Origin of the sequence: Rhodopirellula sp. UBA1907 (assembly GCF_002337565.1) — a bacterium.
In the GTDB taxonomy this organism is placed as follows: Bacteria; Planctomycetota; Planctomycetia; order Pirellulales; family Pirellulaceae; genus Rhodopirellula; species Rhodopirellula europaea.
The window spans coordinates 58,111-83,366 of the sequence record NZ_DDGH01000013.1; the positions used below are offsets into that span (position 1 = coordinate 58,111).

The window sequence follows — 25,256 nt, forward strand, 5'->3', positions numbered from 1 at the left end:
AACAACTTGCACGGCGATTCCTACAACTACACAGAAGGTGAAGGTCCGGTCCTGATCGACCAAGGCACCGCTGTGGTCGTCACCGACAACGACAGCGCTGACTTTGATACCGGAACTCTGACGGTGGATATCGTTTCCGGCGGCGACGACGCCGAAGACATCCTAGCGGTCCAGAACCAAGGCACCGGCGCCGGCCAAATCGGCGTCTCCGGCAGCAACATCACTTATGAAGGCACGACCATCGGGTCGTTCACCGGTGGATCTTCCGGAGTCGCATTGGTCATCACGCTCAATGCCAACGCCGACACAACCGCGGTCACGGCATTGGTCCAAAACATCACCTACGAAAACATCGACACCATCTCCGCAACGGAAACGGTTCGTCATATTGATTTCCAATTGACAGACGGTGACGGTGGAACCAGTCTCGTACGTTCGACCAGTATCAACGTCGGTGTTTCCAACAATGCTCCGGTCATCTCCGCGGCTGCGGGTGGTGACACTTACATCGAAAACGGAACCGGCACGTACATCGAAAACGCGTTGACGATCACCGACGGAGACAGCGTTGATTTCTTTGGCGGGATGCTGACAACCGACATTGTCACCAACGGCCAGTCCTCCGACCGCCTCTTCGTTCAAGACGGAAATGGCGTCACCACCGCGAGCAACCGCGTCTACTACGACTCAGGAAGCGGCGCTGTCGAAGTCGGAACATTCACCGGAGGCAATGGCACGACCGCACTCGTCATCACATTCAATCACGACGGCGATGAGACCGCCGTCGAGGCTGTTGCACGCCAAGTCGCTTATCGAAACCTCAGTGACACCCTGTCGACGAATCAACGCACCATCGAAATGACCATTTCGGATGGCGATGGCGGGACCAGCAACACGATCAGCCGCACGATGGACGTGACGCAAGTCAACGATGCGCCAACCGCCACACTGACCGCAGACGATTCCACCTTCACCGAAAACGGCTCTGACGTCAGCGTCTTTAGCAGTTCGTCGACAGACACGATCGAAGGAACGGACGTTATCAACTCGATGGTCATCACCGTGTCGGATCTGGCTAATGGATCCAGTGAGTCACTGATCATTGACAGCCAAACGATTGAGTTGACCGATCTGAACAGCGAGACGACGACGAATCGCAGCTACGACGTCGACGTTTCCATCACCGGCACAACCGCAACGGTCACCATTTCAAAGACTGGCGGTTTCTCGGAAATGGACGCAAACGCTGTTCTCGACAATCTGCGATACGACAACACCAGCGAAAACATCGCCAATGGTACCCGGACGATCACGCTGGAAACGATCACCGACGATGGCGGAGTCGCAAACGGTGGAAGCGACACGGGAACGATCGGCACCGCGTCAACCATCACCGTCGTTGGGTTGAACGACGATCCGTATAACAACGGCACGCTGCCCGCCAACTTCACGATCCTCGAAGACACATTGTCCGACCTCATCTTCACCGGATTCGACCTTCGCGATGCGGATGGTGAAAACGGCGAAACGCTGACGATCGAGCTCACCACCGCAACCGGCGGATTGCTGTTCGCATCGGACGCGGGTGGCGTGACCGTGACCGGCAACAACAGCGACACGATGACGCTATCAGGAACGCGAGCGGACTTGAACACGTTCCTCACCAGCAGCAGTCGTGTGCAATACCAACATGGCGTCACGCACACCGAAGGTACGGCCAGCGACACGATCACCGTCGTCGCCAATGACAACGGAAACACCGGCAATGGAGGTGGCACCGACCAAACGCTCGGCACGGTCCAAGTCAACATCACCAACATCAACGACGCGCCCAGCGGCAGCGACAACACCATCACGATCGACGAAGACAACTCGCACACGTTCACGCTGGCTGACTTTGGTTACAGCGATGTCGAAGGCGACCAGTTCGAGTTCGTGCATATCGACACACTGCCAGGAAGCGGCCGTCTTCTGTACAACGGATCTGCTGTCACCGCTACCGACGATGTCCACTACAACGACATCAACAGCGGCCTGCTGACCTACGAGCCAGTCGCCGATGAAAACGGCAGCGGCTACGCCAGCTTCACATTCCGCGTCCAAGACGACGGCGGCACAGCGAACTCTGGCAGCGACATCGATCCGGTCGCCAACACGATCACCTTCGACGTCACCGCTCAAAACGATGTCGCCGACTTCCTCGCAGACAACGAAATCACCAACAGCGATTTCGCCTCCGACGCGAGTTCCTGGACGCTCAATGACAACGTCGATTGGGACAGTGGGGAGATTCGTTTTGGTCAAGTTGGCGGAGCCAACGGTTCGATCACGCAAACCTTCACCACCGTCATTGGTGAAACCTATTACCTGACATTCGAACACGGCGACTACAGCGGAACACTTGACCAAACGCTCGACGTCGACGTAGTGGGCGGATCAAGCTTACTGACAAAATCGATCCAGTCCGGCGTCGCGGCAGATGCCAAGGAAGCTTACACGTTCCGCTTCACCGCCGACTCGACCTCCACCACATTGACGTTCACCGACACGTCGGCCGATCACTCCGGAGTTCGCGGTTACCTGGACAACGTCGAAGTCCGCTCGACAACGATCCCCACCGAAACCGCCACCGCGTACACCGAAAATGATTCGGCCACGGTCATCACGACCAAGATCGAACTGGGCGACATTGATGACACCGACATCGAATCCGCCACCGTTCAGGTCACCGGCAACTTTGCCACCGGCGAAGACATCCTGGCTGCCACTGACCAGTACGGCATCACCTCCAGCTATGACAGCGGCACCGGCACCCTGACGTTGTCCGGTACAGCAAGCCTCTTCGAATACGAAACCGTTCTCCAGAGCGTCACCTACGCCAACAGCAGCGACGCCCCTGATACTTCCTCGCGGACGGTCAGCTACATCGTCAACGATGGAGACGGCAACTCCGTGGCGATCACACACGACGTCACAGTCACCGCCGTCAATGACGCCCCCGTCTTGGACAACAGTGGCAACCTCACCCTGACCACGCAAACCGAGGACGCTGGCGCTCCGTCGGGCGCTGTTGGTACCGTCATCACCGATTTGGTCAGTCTGGGTGGAAACGTTACCGACGCGGATGGTTCGCCACAAACCGGTATCGCGATTACCTCGGCAGCCACAACCAACGGAACTTGGTGGTACACCACCGATGGCGGAACCAATTGGAACGCATTGGAAACCGTCAGCGATTCTTCAGCACGCGTGTTGGAAGCCGCCAGCGACACGCGAATCTATTTCCAATCCGATGCCAATTTCGACGGCACGGTTTCCGATGCCATCACCTTCCGAGCATGGGACCGTACCGTCGGCAGCAACGGTTCCTTACAAGACGCCAGCACTAACGGAGGCACGACCGCGTTCTCGTCAGACACCGAAACGGCCGACCTTGACGTAACTTCGGTCAACGACGCCCCGGTGCTCGACTACAACTATTCGACGACCTTCGACACGATCACCGAAGACGACATCAACAATGCCGGACAAACCGTTGCCGACATTCTCGCTTCGTCGGGGCAAGACATCTTGACGGACGTCGATGGAGATCCCGAAGGCATCGCAATCGTTGTTTCCAACCCTGGAAACGGGACATGGGAATACTCCACCGATGGCGGCACCATCTGGGCCGATGTCGGCACCGTCAACAATGGCCAAGCCCTGTTGCTGGAATCGACCGACCTCGTTCGTTTCAACCCCAACGGTGAAAACGGAACGCTCGCCAACATCGGTTTCCGTGGCTGGGATCAAACAGCCGGAACCGCTGGAACTTATCACAACATCACCAATACCGGCGGCGATTCGGCGTTCAGCAACAATACCGAAACCGCGTTGATCACAATCACCGATGTCAACGACGCTCCCGTCCTGGATAACAGTGGCGACCTCAGCCTGACCACGCAAATCGAAGATGCCGGTGCACCATCGGGCGCCGTTGGCACGGTCATCACCGACCTGGTCAATCTTGGCGGCAACGTGACCGACGTCGACAATTCGTCACAAACCGGCATCGCCATCACTGCCGCCGACACGACCAACGGAACCTGGTGGTACACCACCGACGGCGGAACGAACTGGAACACGCTGGGCAGCGTCAGCGATGCTTCGGCACGAGTTCTGAACGCCAACAGCAACACGCGGATCTATTTCGAGGGCAACGCCGACTTCGCCGGCACGGTCAGCGACGCGATCTCGTTCCGAGCTTGGGATCGCACCGTCGGCAGCAATGGTTCTTTACAGGACGCCAGCATCAACGGAGGCACGACCGCGTTCTCGTCAGCCACCGAGACCGCCGACATCACCGTCAACAACGTCAACGACGCTCCGGTTCTGGACGACTCGTCCCTGTACACGCTGACGTCGATCACCGAAGACGACACGTCCAACGGCGGTCAAACGGTTGCGTCCATTCTGGCCAGCAACGCTGGCACCGGAATCACCGACGCCGACTCCGGTGCGTTGGAAGGAATCGCAATCCGTTCGATCAGCGCCAGCAACGGCCACTGGGAATTCTCAACCAACGGCGGAAGCAACTGGACCGACGTAGGAACCGTGTCATCGACCAGCGCTCTTTTATTGCGTGACATTGACCTTGTTCGATTCATTCCCGACGAACAAAACGGTGAACAAAGCAACCTGACAATCATCGGCTGGGACCGAACCGACGGATCCACTGCTGGTACGAAAGTGAACACAACCACGACCGGTGGCACGACCGCGTTCAGTGACGAGGTCGCCGTCGCACGCATCACGGTTACGGATGTCAACGATGCCCCCACCGTTGCCAGCCCCGCCAACGCGACCGTCGACGAAGGCGGTTCGCTGTCGTTCGACATTTCGGGTGCCGGCATTCTCGATACCGCCGACATCGACGGTGACAACCTGACCGTCACCGTCACCGCCGACCACGCCGCGATCGCTCTCTCGCAAACCACCGGACTGACAATCATCGATGGCGATGGCAGCGACGGAACGTTGCAGTTCAGCGGCAGCACCGCCGACATCGACGCGGCGTTGTACGGTTTGGACTATGACTCCCAAGCCGGCTACAACGGCAGCGCGTCCCTGGTTGTCTTGGTCGACGACGGATCACTGACCGATTCGACCACCGTCGCGATCACGGTCAATCCTGGCCAAACCGTCTTCGTCTGGGACGGCGGCGGAGCGACCAACGACTGGACCGATGCGGACAACTGGAATCACGACTTGGTTCCCGAAGCCGATGACATCGTGGTGTTTGACGCGACCAGCACCAAGGACTCGACGCTGGACGCCGCGTTTGCCGGTGCAATCAGTGACATCCAAGTCAACTCGGGATACACCGGAACGCTCACGTTCGATCGAACACTTGCGAACTCGGGTGACATGTCCGTTGCCGATGGAACCGTCGACACGAACGGACAAGCCGTCGACATGGACGGTGTCGTCAACGTCACCGGCGGCACGCTGACCATCGACGGCAGTACGCTGAATCTGGCAGACGACTTCATTCACTCCGGTGGGACTTTAAGCACCAACGGTTCGACGCTGTATTTCGACGGCACAGGTGATCGCAGCCTGCAAACGTCGGCGCAGATCGACAACATCGAAATCGATCACGTCGGCACGTTGACTTTCCTGAGCGACCTATCGTTTGCTGGCGACTTCACGCACAGCCAAGGCACCGTCGACTTTGGCGGTCACGAAGTCAGCGTCGCCGGAACAACCAGCCAAACCGTCGACGCGTCGGGACTCACGTTTGACGATTTCGAATTCAACAATTCAAACACCGTTACCATCATTGGCGGCATCGATGTCGATGGAGATTTGACTTACACCAACGCCGTCACGATCAACGGTGCCGGTGTGACCGCGGCGAGCAATATCACGACGATCGACAGCGTTTGGTCGGGCACCAGTGTGCTGACGATCGACGGAACCGGCGTCCAAACCATCTCCACCAGTGGCGGTGCCGGCGAACTGGGCAACTTGGTCATCAACAAAGCCTCCGGTACAGTGCAACTGCTCGACGACATCGAACTGGGTGGCGATTTCACCTACACATCCGGCGGATGGGACACAAACGGGCAAACGGTCGAATTCCAAGGTCACAACACCACGATCGATTCAGGTTCGGCGACGTTCGACAATGTGATCCTGAACAGCACGGTCGCGGGATCTCGCGTGATCGTCGGAACACTGGACGTCGACGGCGACTTCACGTTCACCAACGCCGGCACGCTGAACGGCGGCCAAATCGCGGTTGCAGGCGACATCACCTACAGCGATGACAGCTACAGCGGCACGACGATGATCATTGCCGACGGAACGGGCAACCAAACGGTCACGGCAAGCAACAGCAGTGCCAAAGCCGAACACCTGACGATCAACAAAGCGTCCGGCACGCTGACGTTCGGCACCGATTTGACCATCAACGGCACGTTGAACCATGTCGCCGGCAGTGTAGCGGATCTGACCAACACGATCACGTTCGGTAACAATTCGGGAACCATCACCGCGTCGGCGATCAACTTCGACGACGTCATCTTTGATTCCAACTACAGCAAAAACATCTCCGGCGTCTTGAACGTCGGTGGCGATCTGACCATCACCAGCGTCAACGCGTTGAACGTCGGCGAAATTCGCGTCGCGGGCAATATCACGTCGTCTGATACGAGTGTCGGTGGCAACTCACAAATCACGCTCAACGGCACTGGCACCCAAACAATCTCGGGCGACGATCTTTCTGATGGCAAGCTGAACATCGACAAGACCTCCGGTACCGCGATCTTGGCCGATGACTTGGTGCTCAACGGTACCCTGCAAGGCCTGAATGTGATCTCGGGAACGTTGGACCTAAACGGTCACACGATCAACGCGACTAGCGAGGTGGTGGTCAACGACTCGGTGTTGACCGGCGATGGCACCATTACAAACGACCTGACTATTGAAGACGACGCGATCATTCGCTTGTCGGCATCTTCGACCAGCGTCTACGAATCGATCGCGGTCGGCGGAACATTCACGCTGGGCCTCGGCGCGCAGTTGGAACTCGACCTCACCGGCATGACCGCCGGCGGCTACCTCCAAGACATCTTCACGTCCACCACGCTGGCGGGAACGTTTGACTCCATCACGTTGGTCAACGACTCGGTCGGCTTCACCGTCTACGACGAATACGACTCACCATCCGGTGCCGTCGACATCTTCCTGAACAGCAATCCGACCGGCAGCATCGGGGACGTCACAGTTGACGAAGACGCCCCCGACACAGTGATCGACTTGGACGCGGCCTTCAGCGATCTGGAACACTCCGATAACGAGTTGACATACAGTCTGATCGGCTACAGCAGTCCCACATTCCTGGATTCGGCAAACATCGACAACGGCGCCGGCACGTTGACGCTGGACTACGCCGCCGAGCAACACGGCACGACGACGATCACCGTCCGAGCCACCGATGCTCGCGGCGAATCCACTGACGTGACGTTCAACGTCACCGTCAACTCGATCGAAGACGCCCCGATCATCAGCGGCGGTCCCGCCACATCGTCGCTGACCGAAACCGACAGTGGCCTAACCGACTCCGGCACGTTCACCGTCAGCGATTCCGACATCGCCGACGAAGTCACCGCCGCCGTCGACAGTGTTGTCGTCTCGGGAACCGGAGCTTCGAGCGTTCCCGGATCGCTCAACAACGCGACCCTGCAAAGCTTCCTGGCTGTCTCACCAACCGCGATCCTCGACGGAACCGAGACCAGCGACACGCTGACGTGGAGCTTCAACAGCGGCACCGAAGCCTTCGACTTTTTGGCCGACGGCGAAACGCTTATCCTGACCTACACCATCAGCGCCACAGACGATTCCGGGTCAACGCTCTCCGACACCGAAACCGTCACGGTCACCATCACGGGAACCAATGACTCGCCTGACGTCTTTGTCGACACCAGTGATTCTGCAGCGGAAAGCTTGACCGAAACCGACACAACGCTTACCACCACCGGAACGCTCAGCGTCGCCGACCTCGACCTGACCGATGTCGTCACCTCCAACGTCACCGGCGTGGTCGCGAGCGGGACGACAACGGGGTTGGCCAGCGACAATGCCGCATTGCAAGCGATGCTGTCATCGACCGGCTCGGTTGTGAACGCGAGTGAAACCAGCAACACGTTGACGTGGAATTTCAACAGCGGCGGCGAAGCGTTCGACTATCTCGCCAACGGCGAATCGCTGACGCTGACCTACACAATCGAAGTCACCGACAGCCAAGGCGCCACCGACACGCAGAACGTCACCATCACCGTCAACGGAACCAATGATGCACCTGTCATCACGGGCAGCCCCGACTCATCCAGTTTGACGGAAACCGATAGCGGACTGACCGACAGCGGAACGCTGACCATCAGCGATTCGGATCATACCGACAACGTCAACGCCGCCGTCGACAGTGTCGCCGTTTCGGGAACTGGATTATCCAGTGTCCCCGGTTCGCTCGACAACGCGACCCTACAAGGCTACCTGTCCGTTTCACCAACCGCGATTTTGGACGGAACCGAAACGACCGACACGCTAACGTGGGACTTCAACAGCGGCGCCGAAGCATTCGACTTCCTGGCCGACGGCGAAACGCTGGTCCTCACCTACACCATCAGTGCCACCGACGATAACGGCGCATCGTTGTCCGACACCGAAACTGTCACGGTCACCATCACCGGAACCAACGACTCGCCTGACGTGCATGTCGACACCGGTGACAGTGCCGCTGAAACGCTTGGTCAGACCGGAGCGACATTGACAACGTCGGGGACGCTAACGGTTGACGATTTTGATCTAACCGACTCGGTCAGTTCGACCATCAGCAACGTCGCGGCTTCTGGCGACACCACGGGATTGGCATCCAACAACTCAGAACTCTTGGCGATGCTTGCGTCGACCGCCAGCGTGATCGACGGAACTGAAACGACTAACACACTGACATGGGATTTCAACTCGGGTAGCGAGACGTTTGACTATCTCGCCACGGGCGAATCACTGACACTGACCTACACCATCACGGTCACGGACAGCCAGTCGGCGACGGACACACAAAACGTTGTGATCACCATCACCGGTAACAACAACGCTCCTGTGATCACCGTGGAAACCGGTGACAGTGCAGCCGAGACACTCGCCGAAACCGATGCGACACTGACTTCGACGGGCACCCTGACGGTCACCGACGCCAACCTCAGCGACACGGTCTCCTCGACTGTTACCGGGGTCGTCAGCAGTGGGACCACCACGGGGTTGGGAAGCGACAATGCTGCGCTGCAAGCGATGCTGACATCGACCGGCGCAGTTTTGGACTCATCCGAAACCTCTGACCAACTGACGTGGAATTTTAACAGCGGCGCAGAAGCCTTCGATTACCTCGCCAACGGTGAATCGTTGACGCTGACCTACACGATCGAAGTCACCGACAGCCAAGGTGCCACCGACACGCAAACCGTCGTCATCACCGTCAACGGAACGGACGACGCCCCAGTCATCACCGGCGGCCCTGACTCGTCTAGCTTGACGGAAACCGACAGCGGACTGACCGACACTGGAACGGTCACGATCGAAGACCTGGACCGAAGCGACAACGTCGCCGCTGCGGTCGACAGCGTTGCCGTTTCCGGCAGCGGCGTCGCCAGCGTTCCCGGATCGCTCAACAACGCGACCCTACAAGGCTACCTGTCTGTCTCACCAACCGCGATCCTGGACGGAACCGAAACGACCGACACGCTAACGTGGGACTTCAACAGCGGCGCCGAAGCATTCGACTTCCTGGCCGACGGCGAAACGCTGGTCCTCACCTACACCATCAGTGCCACCGACGATGACGGCGCACCGTTGTCCGACACCGAAACCGTTACGGTCACCATCACCGGCACGAACGACGGACCGATTGCCTCGGTCGATAGCGGCACCTCGACTGAGTCTGGCGGAATCGCCAATGCTACAGTCGGCAGCGATGCCACCGGCAACGTCTTGGACAATGACGCCGATGCGGATGTGACTGACTCGCTGACGGTTGTTGGTGTCGCTGCAGGTTCGCAGGGATCCGCGTCGGGTTCCGTCGCCAACAATGTGGTTGGTACTTTCGGAACCATCCAAATCGCGAGCAACGGATCGTACACCTTTGTTGTCGATGACAACAACGCGTCGGTCCAAGCTCTTCGAACGACAGCCGACACACTTCAGGATGTCTTCACCTACACGATCGAAGATTCAAACGGAGCGAACAGCACCGCCGAAATCACGATCACCATTCAGGGTACCAATGACAATCCTCATGATTTGGCAACCACTGGCCTGACCGTCATCGAGACCGCTAACAACGGAACGTCCGTCGGCACGATCACACACAGCGATGTCGATTCGGGCGATACAGCGAACTTCACTCTGACAGACGACGCAAATGGACGATTCGCGATCGATCCCAACACCGGTGAAGTCACCGTTGCGGACACATCCCAACTGGACAATGAAACTGACACCACCCACAACATCACCGTCCGAGTGACGGACAACGCCGGTGCCACCTACGACGAAACCTTTGTCGTGACGATCACGGATGCCAACGAGCATGCTGTCAGCACCCCAACCGATAGCGATACGGCAGCCAACGAAATCGATGAAAACTCTGGCCAGGGAATTTCCGTTGGAATCACAGCCGATGCGTTTGACTTGGATTCCACCAACAGCACCGTCACCTACAGTTTGACCAGCAATCCGGACGGGTTGTTCCAAATTGATCCTAATACCGGCGAGGTCACCACATCCGCCAATGCGATCGATCGCGAAACGCATGGACCGACCCGAACAATCATCGTTCAGGCCACCAGTTCCGATGGATCCACCGCGACTGAAACGTTCAACATCGCAATCAACGATTTGAACGAGTTCGATGTTTCGACTCCGACCGACAGCGACCTCGGAACAAACGATGTCGACGAAAACGTAGCCGTTGGAACGACCGTTGGTATCACTGCAGACGCGTTCGACTTGGACGCAACCAACAACACCATCACGTACAGCCTGAGTTCCAACCCGGGCGGATTGTTTCAGATCGACTCTGGCACCGGCGAAGTCACCGTGGCTGGATCCATCGACCGAGAATCATCCGATCGCTACGACATCACCGTCACCGCGACATCCAGTGACACATCCTCAGCTTCACAAACCTTCACGATCTACATCAACGACGTCGACGAATTTGTTGTCGTCGCAGGCGGAGATGTCGACGGCAACGTCAACGAAGTCAACGAAAACGCCGCCGATGGAACCTCTGTCGGCATCACCGTCATTGCCACGGACGCTGATGCAACCAACAACAACATCCAGTACACGATGTTCAACGATGCGGGTGGACGTTTCGACGTCGATCTGAATTCCGGTGTGGTCACCGTCGCGTCGGGAGCTTCGCTGAACTTCGAAGACCAAACGTCACACGATGTGATTGTTCGGTCCACATCGGACGACGGTTCATTCGTCGACCAAACGTTCACGATTCAAGTGCGCGATGTCAATGAAGCACCGGTCGCTCTGGGTGACGGTGTCTACACGGTCATCGTCGGGCAAAGCACCGTACTCGAATCACCGCACTTGCTGGCCAACGACATTGATGTCGACTCCGATCCGCTTCGAGTCGTCATCATCGCCCATCCCGCCAACGGAACGCTGCAGATAGATCTGAACGGCGACGTCACCTACACGCCCGACGCCGGGTACTTCGGCTCCGATTCGTTCAGCTATCAAGCTGACGACGGATCGCTGACCAGCAACACAGCCACGGTCACGATCGACGTGATCCCGGGGTCATCCGGTGGCAGCGGCGGAAGTTCCGGTGGCGACAGCGGCGGCGATTCCGGTGGATCAACGGGAAGCGGCGATGGTGGTTCCGACGGTGACGGCGGATCCGATAGTGGAGATGGCTCCAGCGATTCAGGTGGCGATAGTGGCGGCGACGGCGCTACCACCCCGGTCGGTCCCGGTGGATCCACTGGTTCGTCAGAAAACGAATCCACTCGAGCCGGCCGAGGCAACTCAGACGCCAATCCCGGCGACGGCGGCAGCTCCGAGTCGGGTGAAGAGAGTGCTGGCAATGGCAACGACGCTCGTGGACAAGGAGTCCGTGCCACATCCAGCCAATCCGGACGCGTCGCTCAACGCTTTGGCTTCGGCGACTCCATGTTCATCTATGACATTCTCAATGGTGAAAGTGGACTGCTCGACGGATTGGATGGCGACTCAGAACTCAGCACGTTGCTCAGTTGGCACCTTTCCGACAACGGCACGGTCCAAATCAACCAAACATACGACAACGAAGAAATCCACGTCGGTGCCGTTGGCACAACCTTGGGCTTGGCCTCGATCGGTTATGTGCTTTGGGCACTGCGAGGCGGAATGTTCATCGCGACGATGTACGCGGGCATCCCAAGTTGGCGAATGCTCGACCCAGCATCGTTGCTTTCTGCCTACCGCGGGGCCGACGGCGCAGCCCACGACAAAGTGGAAGAAATGCTCGACTAGCACCACCGGACAATTCGCTACGAAACGAACAGCCGGACCAGCCGGCTGAACCGTCAGTAACGACACAACTTTTTAGCGTCAACTCAGATGTACACCTCCCAACGCAGGTGTGCCACGTTTCATGGCGAAGACTTACCCAAAGGGAATTCCTGGACTGATTTCTCGCGGCCGACGGGTCGCGTGTCACCGCATGCGTGTGACGAATCAGAGTGGAATTTGACGTCAACCATCCCTCTCCCAACGATCGTTTTTCTTGTTCCAGGCCGTATTCGCATCGCTTCGACTCGCCTTCGCACTAGTGTGCGTCGGACTGGGTCTCATCCTCGGAGCTCAGTGGCTCGGGTTTATCCCCGATTCACGGCTGGCCGAAGAAGCTGCGCGGCGCAAATTCTGCGAAACCGTTGCGATCGCATCGATCGACGACATTCGCCAGCACCGGTGGGCCAAGCTGAACACCACCCTGGACGCCCTGGTTCGCCAAAACGAATCCCTGCTCTCCGCTGGGCTGCGGACCGAATCTGGCATCCTGCAAGCCAACACAAAACATCACCGAATTTGCTGGAACAAATCCAAATCAACTGGCGAAGCCAAGTCCGCCGGCACACCCAACGCAAATTCTCAGGACGCCACGTCGCGAGACAGCGACTTGTTCCTCTCGGACGATCCCGCTCCCGCTGAGTCAGTTCCCACCTGGGTCGAGCCCACCGAACCCGGCTCCAAACAATCCACCGTCGAACTCGATGGCGATATCATTCGGTTGGATATCCCAATCACCGTCCAAGAACGCACATGGGGCAATCTCGAATTCACATTCCGAAGCAAGCTCGCGGGGCCGTTCGGCGGATTGCTCGACGAAGGAATCCTTCGACTGCTGATCTTCTTCACCGTGATCGGCATGGGGTCGTATTCATTCTTGATGATGCGAATCCTCGGCGTCTTCTCACGAACGCAGGTTGTTCCCGATCGCGTCCGTCAGGCTCTCGACACACTCGCTGAAGGTCTGCTCGTCTTGGACAAAGACGGCAAGATCGTTCTTGCCAATGACAACTTCCTGGCCACCAACGGATACGAACCCGAAGAACTGCAAGAACGGTTGGCCGCCGATCTGCCCTGGGTATTCGGCAACGGCGATAAGTCGACGAAGGACGCTGAGCTGCCATGGACGCAAGCCATCAGTCAACGCAAATCCGTCGTCGGCGAGATCCTTCGACTGACCGGGCGTGATGGAATCCACCGAGTGTTCAGCGTCAACGCGGGACCGATCGGCGAAGATGAAAAACAAAAAGGTGCTCTGGTCACCTTCCAGGACGTCACGCACGTCGAGAAACATCGTCTCGAACTCGAAAACATGTTGTCGATGTTGCGATTGAGCAAAGACGAGATTCAGAAGAAAAACCAAGAGCTCGAAATCCTTGCGACGCGAGATGCTTTGACCGGTTGTTTGAACCGTCGTGCATTCTTTGAGCGCATGGAAGAGATGCTGACGGACTATCGCAACGCTGGGCGTCCGCTGTCATGCTTCATGGTCGACATCGACCACTTCAAGAGCGTCAACGATACTTACGGTCACCATGCCGGTGACGAAGTGCTTCGCAAGGTCAGCAAGGTTCTGCGAGACCTCCACGAAGAGAATCAAGTTGTCTGCCGTTACGGGGGAGAAGAATTCTGCGTGATGTTGCCAGGTCACGACCTGGACGAAGCGATGGAACAATCCGAGCGAACTCGATTGGCGGTGATGAACATTCGCCTCGAAGACCCCGAATCGTTGCGGCTGACTGCTTCACTCGGTGTCAGCGAACTGAAATTCGGTGCCACGGATGTCCAATCGCTGATCAACCAAGCCGACAGTTGCCTGTACGTTGCCAAACGCGGCGGACGGAACCAGTCGGTCGCATTCGATCCTGATCGCGTCGATGTGCTTGGCGAAGAAGAAGCTCCTCCAGAAGAAGTCGCCGATCCAAACTTGGTCAGCCTCCCGTTCCATGCCGTCACGGCACTGGTTTCCGCATTGGCCTACCGAGACCCCGCGACTGCTGAACACAGCCGACGCGTTGCGAACCTCTGCGTTCAAGCCGCGGATGGATTGGTTTGCCAGCGTGACATTTATGTTTTGGAAATCGCCGCTCTGCTGCACGACATCGGAAAGATCGGCGTGCCGGATGATGTTCTGCATAAACCCGGTCCGCTGACTGACGAAGAATGGAAAGTCATGCGGCGTCACAACACGATCGGCTTGGACATGGTCGCGGGCACTTTCCATTGCCCCGAACTCGAACGCATCATTCGAGCCCACCATGCGATCTCCGAACGCGGTACCACCGAACGGCATCTAAAACTGGATGAACTTCCGATGGAAGCACGCATCCTCACGATCGCCGACACCTACGATTCCATCGTTTCGGACCATGCCTATCGGCAAGGCCGACCGCACTCCACCGCGGCGATGGAATTGAAACGATGCGCGGGCAAACAATTCGACACTGAACTGGTGAACCACTTCCTCACCAAGATCGAAGCCGACGTCAAAGAAAGCGCCATGGGCGTGCCGACCGCGACGGGGATCTCGTTTGCCGTGCCGAAGCCAACCGCGCTGAAGATCGGACAGCAAATCGAACGCATCGCCGAAGCCATGGACGCGCAAAATATCACGGAACTGCGGGACCTTGCTCGAGACCTGTGCGACATCGCGGACGCCAGCTACCTGACTCCGATCGTCGACTCCGCCCGACAAATCGAAGAGGCGGCCTCCAACGGTGAAAACGTCGAGTGGATCACTCTGCTACGTCAGACCCAAAAATTATTGGACCTTTGCCGAGCCACGCAAAACGCCCACCTCATCGAAGTCGACCAAACCGAAGAAGAAGAGTTGTTCCAGTCTTAAGTGAATGCGGAAGTGGCATCCCCTCGCGGCACGCTTACACCTTCGCCTCGCCGGTGTAACGATAACGTCCATCAACGGCCGGATCGAGCAAACCCGCGGTTTGGAAGGGTTGCAATCGAGGTCGCAACCAATCCCACAACTCGATGTCAGAAACGTCGTGATCCAATTGCCGACTGGTCGCATCGATCAGACGCCCGAATTCGGGGTTGCCCAAGAACCACAACGGCGAGTGCACGTCACCGCCCGATGCCAGGAACTCTTCTGAGTTGATTGCGGCTGCAAAGTACAACATGGAAACAGCCTCAAACCGCGACATGCTGCGCAAGCATCGGTAACACATCGCCACCAACGAATCGATCCGAAGCAATTCGCTTTCGACGGTCACAGCGTAGCTCACCAACAGATCCGCTTGGCGTGCCGGCTCACTCAGCAGCGTGTCCGCCAATCTCGCGACACCGATCAATCCATGAGCGATCCCGGTACTGTGCAATGGATCAATCGTTGCCACCGCGGTCGGCATCGCGATGTAGTTCCGCAATCTGATCGGCGTTTGCATTCGCTGAACTCGGTCAACGCTGATCCAATCAGGAGTCGCCTCGTCGAAAGTCGCATCCTGCATCATGCTCTTCAGACTTGGGTACCGATGCCAATCCACGGAATCGCGACCGTTCGGCTGAGTCCATCCGACACTGGTGACGCCGTGATCCAAACGCAGCATCCACATCCAACCATCCGCGGTCAGATGATGTTGAGCCGCGTCATCGGGATCAAAGGGTTCATCCTCGCCCAACTGGTTCGTTCGTCGCAATTCGTCCGTCCATGATCGCACGTTGCGAAAGTGAGCGAACACGCTTCGAGTGTTTGTCTGCAACCGTTGATCGACTCGACGCAGCCCAATGGACGCGGCCAAGTCCTCCGGCAACACACCAAACCGCCCCGACGCATTGATCAACCACCGAGCCGATACAGCCTGACTTGTTCGCTCGTCTTCTTTCTCCGTGCATTCGCGAAGTATCAGCCGAGCTGGCTCACCGATCTCCGCCGAAACAACCTGGGTGCACTCCCGGCAATCCGCTCCCGCGAGAGTTGCTTGCTCGACAAAAAACGCATCGACATCGCTTCGCAACCAATGCGTGTCCGCCCAAGTGTCATTGGGACTCGCCGTTACCAGCAAACTGTTTCGCTTCGCACCGGCCTTTCCGTCCATGTGATCGTGAAACCCATCGCTGGCGATCTCGTCACTTCGCACTGCGCCGTGATGGTAGTAGCTGAACCCGCGTTTCTTTCCGCATCGTAAATTGGGAAACGTTTGTTTCCAACTCGGATAGGTCGACAAGGCGTGCAGCTTCGGAAAGGCATACTTCTCCGCAAGCTGCCGCATCACCAAATCCGCCATTGGCGTACTTGATTCCCCGATGGCAAAGCGACCAAATCGATCTCGCTCAACCAACAACACTCGCATGCCACGAGCAGCCAACACCCAGGCAAGCAGCCCTCCGGAAAACCCGCCGCCCAAAATAGCAACGTCATAGTGGTTCGATGATTCAGACATCTTGTGTCGCATCGCTCTTCGGTTCAGCGGTAACGCTCTCACTCAATTCAACTGGCTCCGGTTCCAATCCCCAAGTGTCCAAAGTCAGCACCGGTCCGTGATCAAATCGCGGATCGTTTTCGAGAGCGTCCATGACCACCCGCATCTGTTTTCGCGTTGGCGGACAAAACATGCCTTCGCGAGCCAAACGATCCATGAAACCGTTGCCCGTTCGACACGGCAGCAAACTGATATGACGAGCCCCCGCCGCGGCGGCAAACCGTGCCGATGCGATCGTCCATGCGTACGATTCCGCCGGAGCCAACCACGGCAGACCATGAATCAAGAACACACGCAGATCAATCGACGCTTCTTTCAGGTGTTTTGCGAATTGAAAAAATTGCCCCGGACGAAGTCGTTTGTTCAATCGATCCAACATCCGTGGTGCGATGCATTCCAAACCGACTGCTATTTCCAGTTTCCCGCGCGAACGTTTCCCGAACTCAAACAAACGTCGTGTCCCGATCAGCGGATGGTTCTCGACCACCACGCGATCAAACGGTTCACACAAACGGAGAATCTCATCGTCATCCACCGACGGTGTCGTTCGCGGGTCGAAGAAATTCCCGCTGTTGTAAAGCTTGATCGTTCCGCCCGATTCGCGACCGGTTTGCTCTCGCCAGTGCCGCAAACCAAATCGAATTTGTTCGGGCAGAGCCCCTGGCGGCGTTGGTTCGTTTAGCGTGTTTCGCCACAAATCGCACATCGTGCATCGCAGCGAACATTCCGACGACGCAAGCAACAACGTCAACACCTGAGTCATCTCTGGCTGCTGACCTCGATGGCGATTGGCAGCTTCCAGTTCCACGAAGACGGAATTGGGTCGATTGGCATCCCGGTTGCGACGTTCCAAATCCACAACCACCGCGTCACCGCGCGATGCCAGCACTTCTTGTGGTGAGGGTTTGGTAAACGAGTTCGATTCCCTGCGTGTCATGGAATTGATCTTGATGCAGTCCGCCACAGATTGATACCCCCAACAAGATCACGCTTTTACGAACGGGATACCATGAACCGCAATCTGACCAACGATTCGCAACCCAAACGCGCCCGCAAGCTCATCGCAGCCATCGTTGTGTTGGCCGGTGGAGCAACACTTGCTTCGCCCGAAACGTTGTGGGCCCAGCAATCACTGCCGTTCCGCCCCATCGGTTCACCCAGCGCGGTCGACCAAACCGAAACCGCCCGTCGCCAACGAGCAAACCAAAGCACCAACATCACGCCGACCTCCTACCGGTCCACTACTGGAGCAAACAACCAGTCCCGCGGTTATGATCCCAACGTGCGACAGGTTGCAATGCAGTCAAACGGATTCTCATTGCCCGGCGATGTGGGCGGACCACAAACATTCACGCCACCTGCGGATTCCGCACCGGTGCCGACGCAGCCCTCGTTTGCTGCCCCGCCTTTGAACAACCCTCCACCTTCGGCGGTGTCACCGAATCCAGGTGTGTCGCAACCCGGTGGGAATGCGGTAGCCCCTCAAAATGTCGTTCCGGGAAATGTTGCCCCGAGAAACGCTGCTCCCGGCAATACGCTGCGAAACGACAACTTTTCGCAAGGCCGATCGTTGCCGCAGCCCAGTCCCGTTCCAAACGACGTCTTGGGTGGCAACCCAACGTTTGCACCCAACACCATCGGTCCTCCACCATCGGATTACGCCCCTGTTCCGCCTCCACAACTGAGCAACGGTGGCTTTGCAACGATGAGCAACTGCGCACTCATCACAGCACCAAGCGAGTACTCCGCGATGAGTCCCTATTCCGGTTACGGATACGGGCAAGGTTGTGCGGCGCCGGCCGGAGTGTCGCCGGTCAACTACATCGCGCCACCGGCGCAGATCGCCGCTCCCGCCGCGATTCCCGCCAGCACTTACCCTGGCGTTGCAACGGTTCCACCGGTTGCATCAACGACGCTACCCGCCGGTCCCGCTGGTGCGTTGATTGATTTCGGCCAAGGCACCAACGCCGTCCAAGTCGGACCAGGACTCTGGGGCCAACCGGTCGCATACGTTCCCGGTCAAGGATTCAGAAACTGGTTGCGTTACTTCTCGTTTTAAAAGATCGCAAGGCCGAACCAGCGTCATATCGACACGCCATTCGAATAAACGTTTCAACCGGAATCGACCGGATCAACCCAACCTGCCGCCCGTCCTTTTCGCTTCGCGGGACGGGAAGCCTTCCAGGCGGCATCGCGATCGTTCGATGAATTCCTGTAGGGTCATTTCATTTGATGACGTGACCCGCCGGCAGCTTGCTCTTCCCAACCCTCCCCGGCAACGCCGCCCTCCCAATCCGTGTCTCTCCTACTTTTCAGGACCGATCTCATGCGCAACTCCTCCCTGCGCGTATGTTCGCTCGCCGGCGTGTCTTCGCTGGTTCTCCTCGCTGGCTTGTCCGCTGGTTGCCGCGGTCGCGGTGTGTTGCCTGCACCGGGAACAATGAACCAACAACAAGCCCGCGCGATCGTGCACGATCCCTATCCGCTGACTGATATCGGACCGAACGATCAAGGCAGTCGTCCGCCCAGCTATCAGCAACCGCTGCCCGGGCCAGTTCGCAATCGCCTGAGCGCCGACGCGATGCCCTGGTTGGGCCGATAAAACCAGCTCGCCTCACCCCCATTCGGGTGTTCGGCGTCTCAACATGCAACCGGAAGTGACATCACATCGAACACACTCCGAAGCACCCTCGCGAGTCATCTAGCGATCGAAAACAGGGTATCTCCTCCAAAATCCCTGCGTTTTACGCTTTCGATCGCATTTCGTGACGAATTGGCACCGTTTGGCCCCAGGCTTGCTTTCATTCTCCTTCGAAATGAGTTTCACGCGACTTTGTGAACCGATGCCAAGGCGGCATCACGCGGCGGAACAAGTTTTCTACGGAGAAAAAAACAATGTCTCGATTGACCAAATGGATCGCCGTCCCGGTTCTCGCCGTCGCCGCAACCTTCATGGGCGACGCCCCTGAAGCAAACGCGCAAGGCTTTTCGCTCAGCATCGGAACCGGCGGTTTCAGCTATGGCAACTATGGGCCGAGCCGCTACAGCAGTCGCTACGGAAGCCGCTATGGCAGCTACTACAACAACGGGCACCGAGCCTTCGGACCGGTTGTGTACCCAAGCCGCTATTCGTCCGGCTACCGCGGTTACGCTCGACCACACTACGATTACCACGCGCCAACCTTGGTTCCTCACGGTAACCACTACCATTACCAACCAGGTCACTACGACCTGCACTACGGTCGACATGGTCGTGGTCATCGCGGTCACCATTGATTCGCGTTTGGCCTGAGGTGTCATTGCCTGACGCACGAGCCAATCCATTCTGACGTGTGATTCTCGTTCTGGATCACCGAAACAACTTTCAAGCGTGTCGTCTCCTGTTGCGAGACGGCACGCTTGTCTATTTTCGGGCCTATGAATGGCATCATTGCACTCCAGATTCTCGGCGGCGTCCTCCTTCTTTTGGTCGGAGGCGAGTGGGTTGTTCGCGGCGCGTCCCGTTTGGCGATCGCGGCGAAACTCAGTCCCCTGTTCGTGGGACTGACCGTCGTATCGCTCGGAACCAGCGCCCCCGAAATGGCAGTTTCGTTCGCAACCGCCCTCCGCGGTCAAGCGGACATCACGATCGGAAACGTCGTCGGCAGCAATCTGTTCAACATGTTGATGATCGTTGGATTCAGCGCTCTGTTCGCACCGCTGCCGGTCGATCGCCAGATCACACGCTTTGACGTTCCGGTCATGATTGCCGCGACCATCGCGATGCTGGTCGCATCTTTGAACGGAATCATCGGACGCTTCGACGGAATCGTCTTGATCCTGATCATGATTGGCTACTTCGCGATTTCGTACCGACTTGGGAAAAAGTCGGGCGAGCAACCGATCAGCGACGATCTGCTGACGCCAGAAATTGTCGAGGAAGCCGCCGAAACCTTGGGGCGCCGTGTTGCCGTCATCGTTTGGCAACTGATCATGCTGACCGCCGGTGTTGCCGCCTTGGTCTTCGGATGCGACTTGTTCGTCGACGGTGCCGTTTCGATGGCACGCATTCTTGGCGTATCGGAATTGGTCATCGGCCTCACAATCGTTTCCGCGGGAACCTCGCTTCCTGAACTGGTCACCTCCGTCGCCGCAACCATCAAAGGCGAACGAGGAATCGCGATTGGCAACGCGGTGGGCAGCACGACGCTGAACATCGTCGCGGTCCTCGGCATCACCTCCGTCATCGCACCGAGCGGGCTGAACGTTGCCGACGAGATCCTACAACTGGACATGCCACTGATGGTGATCGCCGCGATTCTCAGTTGGGTTCTGTACCGGACCGGTCGAACGATTGTTCGCTGGGAAGGCGTGTTGATGATTGTGATCTACTGCAGCTATGTCGGTTACTTATTGAAAACCAACGGAGCATTCGGATGAATTCTCAGCCCCGAAGACTTCGCTACACCCGGCGAGATTTGCTGTCTTCGGTGCTCGGTGCCGGTGCCCTCGCCTGCGTCGGCTGCGATTCCCTGACATCCAAATGGTCGGGTGCCCTGCCTTTTTCTGGCTCGATGCTCTCGCCGAATCGCGACGTCGGCCATCGATTGCGAGTTCCCATCGCCGAACGATTCGCTTCGCAAACAGACGACATCAGCCGCCACGCCAGTTGCATCATCGTCGGCGGCGGTGTCGCCGGGCTGGCCGCCGGCTACGAACTTCTGAAATCGGGCGTCGATGACTTCCTCATCCTCGAACTTGAATCGTCTCCCGGCGGAACCTCGAAAAGCACTCAGTACACTTCCGACTCATTCGGATCATTGCGTGCGCCGTGGGGAGCCCACTACTTGCCGCTTCCCGGCACTCACAACAAACCACTGCGAGCCTTCTTGCGTGATTGCGGCGTTCTAAATGATGACGGTGAAGCCGCCGAGCAGATGCTTTGTCGCGATCCGGAAGAACGAGTGTGGGCAAACGGCCAATGGCAATACGGTTTGCTCCCGATGCGTGATGCGACCGACCAAGACGTCTCGCAAATCGAACGCTTTCAAAAAGAGATGTCGGAATTCGCAAAGCAAACCGATGCGAGCGGCAAACGATGGTTCGTGCTTCCAACCTCGCAAGCGAGTGATGATCCCGAGTGTCTCGCACTCGATCAGCTTTCGATGACACAGTGGATGCAATCCCGCGAATTTGATTCGCCGCGATTGCTTTGGTTGGTCGACCACTCCTGCCGAGATGACTATGGACTACGCGCCGACCAAACCAGTGCATGGGCGGGTATCTTCTACTTTGCTTCGCGGATGCTCGATCCGTCCAACTCGACCGAGTCCGCTCCCGTGCTGACCTGGCCCGAAGGCAACTGCTTTCTGGTCAATCAATTGGTGCGGAAAATCGGCGACCGAATCGAAATGGACCAAGCGGTCCTTTCAATGAGCGAACTTGATTCTGGCACGCTTTCGTTAAACGCATTGAACACTCAAACGCAAAAGCGGTCCGACGTCACCGCCGACTCGGTGATCCTCGCGGTCCCGCAATTCATCGCGTGCCGTTTGCTGCCTGATTCACTTGGCGAAATCAAACAAAACCGCATCGAGATGGCTCAGTCGTTTCAGTACGGAAGTTGGTTGGTTGCGAATATCGTGCTGAGAGATCGACCGAAGGAAAACGAACCCGCAATGTGCTGGGACAACGTTCGCTATCAGTCCGCCTCCTTGGGTTATGTCAACGCGGGACATCAAACCGGACGCGACCACGGCGGAACGGTGCTGACCTGGTACCAAGCCCTGACCACCGACAACGCCGCGATCACCCGCACCGAGCTATTGAACCTGACGTGGGAAGAAGCCGCCGAAGTCGTTTGCAGCGATCTCGAAGTCATGCACCCTGACATTCGAAATCAAATTGAGACGTTGGACGTCATGGTGTGGGGACATGCCATGATCCAGCCCACCATCGGCAGTCGCTCCAATCCACTCCGAGCAAAGGCCAGCGAACCCATCGGCAACCTGCACTTCGCTGCATCAGATCTCAGCGGCGTCGCCCTCTTCGAAGAAGCCTTCGACCACGGCCGCCGAGCCGCCCAAGAGGTTGCACAAAGCAAAGTGGGACGAAAATCCACGTAGGCCAGGTTCCACCTGGCGATCGCCGCGTTCCAATTCACGCACCACTTCAAACCAGCCCAAACCGCAAACGAAGCCCCTATTCGCAGTCGCCATGTAAAACATGGCCTACCGAACCGCCAACAATCGGAACACTGTCAAACTGCTCCGCATTGCTTCGCGAAAATTCAACTTGCTGGTCCCGTGAACTCGTTCGGTAAACGTGATCGGAACCTCGACGCACTTGGCTCCATCGCGATGAAGCCGCAGCAAGACTTCTTGGATAAACGCGTAACCGTCACTCGGATTGCGAGGCGGATCCAACCCAGCCAAACAACGCACGCGATAGCAACGGTAGGAACCGCTCGCGTCACGCACCGGCAACCTCAACATCTTTCGCGTGAACCCGTTGATCAAACCGCTCATCACCTTGCGACGCCAAGGCCAACCGACGATGGCGCCGCCTTCGATGTAGCGAGACCCGACGACCACGTCGGCGTTCTCATCCAGACACGTCGAAACCAGCCGCGGCAAGTCCGCTGGGTCATGACTGAGATCCGCGTCCATGTTGCAGAACAAATCGTACTTCCCGTCGATCGCAGTTTGCATCGCGGCACGAATGGCGCCACCCAATCCGCGTTCGTCCTTGCGGACTTTCACCAGCACCGAATCACTGGCCCCGGATTCCTCCGCGTACCGTCGTGCGATCTCCGCGGTTCCATCGGGCGAATCGTCATCGACGACCAAACACACCGCGTTTGGCAAAGCCTCACGAATCTTGGTCAACATCGTTTTGACGTTGGCGGCTTCGTTGTAGGTGCAGATCCCAACTAAAATCCGTTGCCCCGACGCGAAGTCAGGGGCAACGGAATGGGGCACGGTTTCATTGGCGGCTTGGGAAGTCGTTTCGATGGCTACGATTCAATCAGGAGTGCAACCGCTTCGAGGTAGCGGCGAATCACGTCGGGCGACACGTCGTTGAACCCAGCGGACTTGTGTCGCAAGATCGACAATTTCAGTTGTTCCACGACGTCGCTGAGGTCATCTGGCAATTCTGGCAAACCAGCGAACGGTTGCAAAGGTGACGGCGGCGTTTCCGTCGCCAATCCCGCTTCCCCTTCTTCGCGGCCCGACTCACCGAGCTTGTTCAGTTCCTCTTCATCGCCAAAGTCCGGTCCCTCGTAGGTAGGACCTTGGACGCCATCGGTATCGCCGTCGTAATCCTTCGTTGTGTCGTCGCCCTGCGCGGGAGCGGTGCCCAAGTTGGCATCGCTCATTTCAGGCTGGTCCTCATCCAAATCAACCTCCATGACTTGGCTGGCCGACGGACGCTGCGATTCGACTTCGCCGTTGGCTTTCCAACGCTTGTCTCGCATGTTCGAAACCGACCACTTCTCTTCCACGGCTCCTTGCAACCAAAGTGCTGCGTCATCCCAATCCAACGCGGCCAAGAAGTGCGACCAATACAAACCTTCGTACTTCGGCTGGTCTTCCGCGAATCGGTCAAAGACGCGACGCAAACGCCCCACGTGGGGTGCCGTGACACCTCCGACGCGAGAGGCCCAAGCCTCATCGGAATATTCGGTCGACGGAGCACCGGCTTCGATCAACGCGGCTCGCCACTGACTGATGATGCGGCCTTTTTCCCAGTTGGTCGTGCTGACCAAACCGTTCCATTGTCCGACGAAGGGTTGCTGCAACGCCAACAACTCGGGCGACAGCTCCGTGTCGACGGACTCTTCCGGAGCGTCCGTCGCCGCGACGGCTGAAACCGCGAATTGGTTGACTTCATCCGAAAGCTCTTCGACGTCGTCAGCCAAATCCGAAACGTCTTCGTTCAGCATTTCGGCCGTCAACGTCTCAGGAGCGGCCTCGGTTGCGGCGGAAGCTTCGCCGACGGGCTCGTCATCCGGCACGTCTTCGTATACATCCGAATTGGCGGTGGGGTTCGACTCCACTGAATCGGGCGTGCCCAAATCATCGGCGTCGAATCGTGGCGAGTCGCTGGTCAAAGAAGGGTTTTCGTCAGAATTCATGTGCAGGGATTCGCGAGGAGCGGGACGTGATTTCAGTCCGCATACGCTAACCCGCCGACCATGCTTCCGGGAAGAATCCCGACGTCCTTTTC

10 protein-coding genes and 1 pseudogene are annotated in these 25,256 nt (G+C 57.7%); 7 read left to right on the top strand and 4 right to left on the bottom strand.

Annotated features, from left to right (window positions below):
- Nucleotides 1-1,341 precede the first annotated feature (1,341 nt).
- Both B2R17_RS03310 and B2R17_RS03315 read left to right on the top strand, forming a co-directional pair.
- A pseudogene (locus tag B2R17_RS03310) lies at nt 1,342-12,576 on the top strand (cadherin domain-containing protein); the annotation flags it as partial.
- A gap of 253 nt (nt 12,577-12,829) precedes the next feature.
- Nucleotides 12,830-15,457 (top strand): diguanylate cyclase, encoded by a 2,628-nt coding sequence (locus tag B2R17_RS03315; RefSeq protein ID WP_286762837.1) that lies wholly within the window; start codon nt 12,830-12,832, stop codon nt 15,455-15,457.
- Nucleotides 15,458-15,491: 34 nt separating this feature from the next.
- Here the strand turns inward: B2R17_RS03315 and B2R17_RS03320 are convergent, their stop codons facing one another.
- Entirely contained in the window at nt 15,492-17,009 is a 1,518-nt protein-coding gene (locus B2R17_RS03320) for an NAD(P)/FAD-dependent oxidoreductase (protein WP_286762838.1), read from the bottom strand.
- Nucleotides 17,002-17,985: a Fe-S oxidoreductase gene (locus B2R17_RS03325; protein ID WP_286762839.1), complete on the bottom strand. Its 984-nt coding sequence runs from the start codon at nt 17,983-17,985 to the stop codon at nt 17,002-17,004. The genes B2R17_RS03320 and B2R17_RS03325 overlap by 8 nt, the downstream gene beginning before the upstream one ends.
- Before the next feature lie 72 nt (nt 17,986-18,057).
- Here B2R17_RS03325 and B2R17_RS03330 point away from each other — a divergent pair, with 72 nt between their 5' ends.
- From B2R17_RS03330 to B2R17_RS03350, 5 genes are all read left to right on the top strand, one after another.
- Nucleotides 18,058-19,107, top strand: a complete 1,050-nt coding sequence (locus B2R17_RS03330) for a hypothetical protein (protein WP_286762840.1) — start codon at nt 18,058-18,060, stop codon at nt 19,105-19,107.
- A 267-nt stretch (nt 19,108-19,374) separates the two neighbouring features.
- Entirely contained in the window at nt 19,375-19,650 is a 276-nt protein-coding gene (locus B2R17_RS03335; RefSeq protein WP_231846166.1) for a membrane or secreted protein, read from the top strand.
- Between the two features lie 293 nt (nt 19,651-19,943).
- Nucleotides 19,944-20,324, top strand: a complete 381-nt coding sequence (locus B2R17_RS03340; RefSeq protein WP_286762841.1) for a hypothetical protein — start codon at nt 19,944-19,946, stop codon at nt 20,322-20,324.
- Nucleotides 20,325-20,465: 141 nt separating this feature from the next.
- Complete coding sequence (locus tag B2R17_RS03345) at nt 20,466-21,467, top strand: calcium/sodium antiporter (RefSeq protein ID WP_286762842.1); 1,002 nt, start codon at nt 20,466-20,468, stop codon at nt 21,465-21,467.
- Nucleotides 21,464-23,152 (top strand): FAD-dependent oxidoreductase, encoded by a 1,689-nt coding sequence (locus B2R17_RS03350; RefSeq protein ID WP_286762843.1) that lies wholly within the window; start codon nt 21,464-21,466, stop codon nt 23,150-23,152. Before B2R17_RS03345 ends, B2R17_RS03350 begins: the two co-directional genes overlap by 4 nt.
- A 105-nt stretch (nt 23,153-23,257) precedes the next feature.
- Here B2R17_RS03350 and B2R17_RS03355 read toward each other — a convergent pair whose 3' ends face one another.
- Nucleotides 23,258-24,007: a polyprenol monophosphomannose synthase gene (locus B2R17_RS03355; protein WP_286762844.1), complete on the bottom strand. Its 750-nt coding sequence runs from the start codon at nt 24,005-24,007 to the stop codon at nt 23,258-23,260.
- A gap of 35 nt (nt 24,008-24,042) precedes the next feature.
- Entirely contained in the window at nt 24,043-25,164 is a 1,122-nt protein-coding gene (locus B2R17_RS03360; protein WP_286762845.1) for a hypothetical protein, read from the bottom strand.
- Nucleotides 25,165-25,256: the final 92 nt, after the last annotated feature.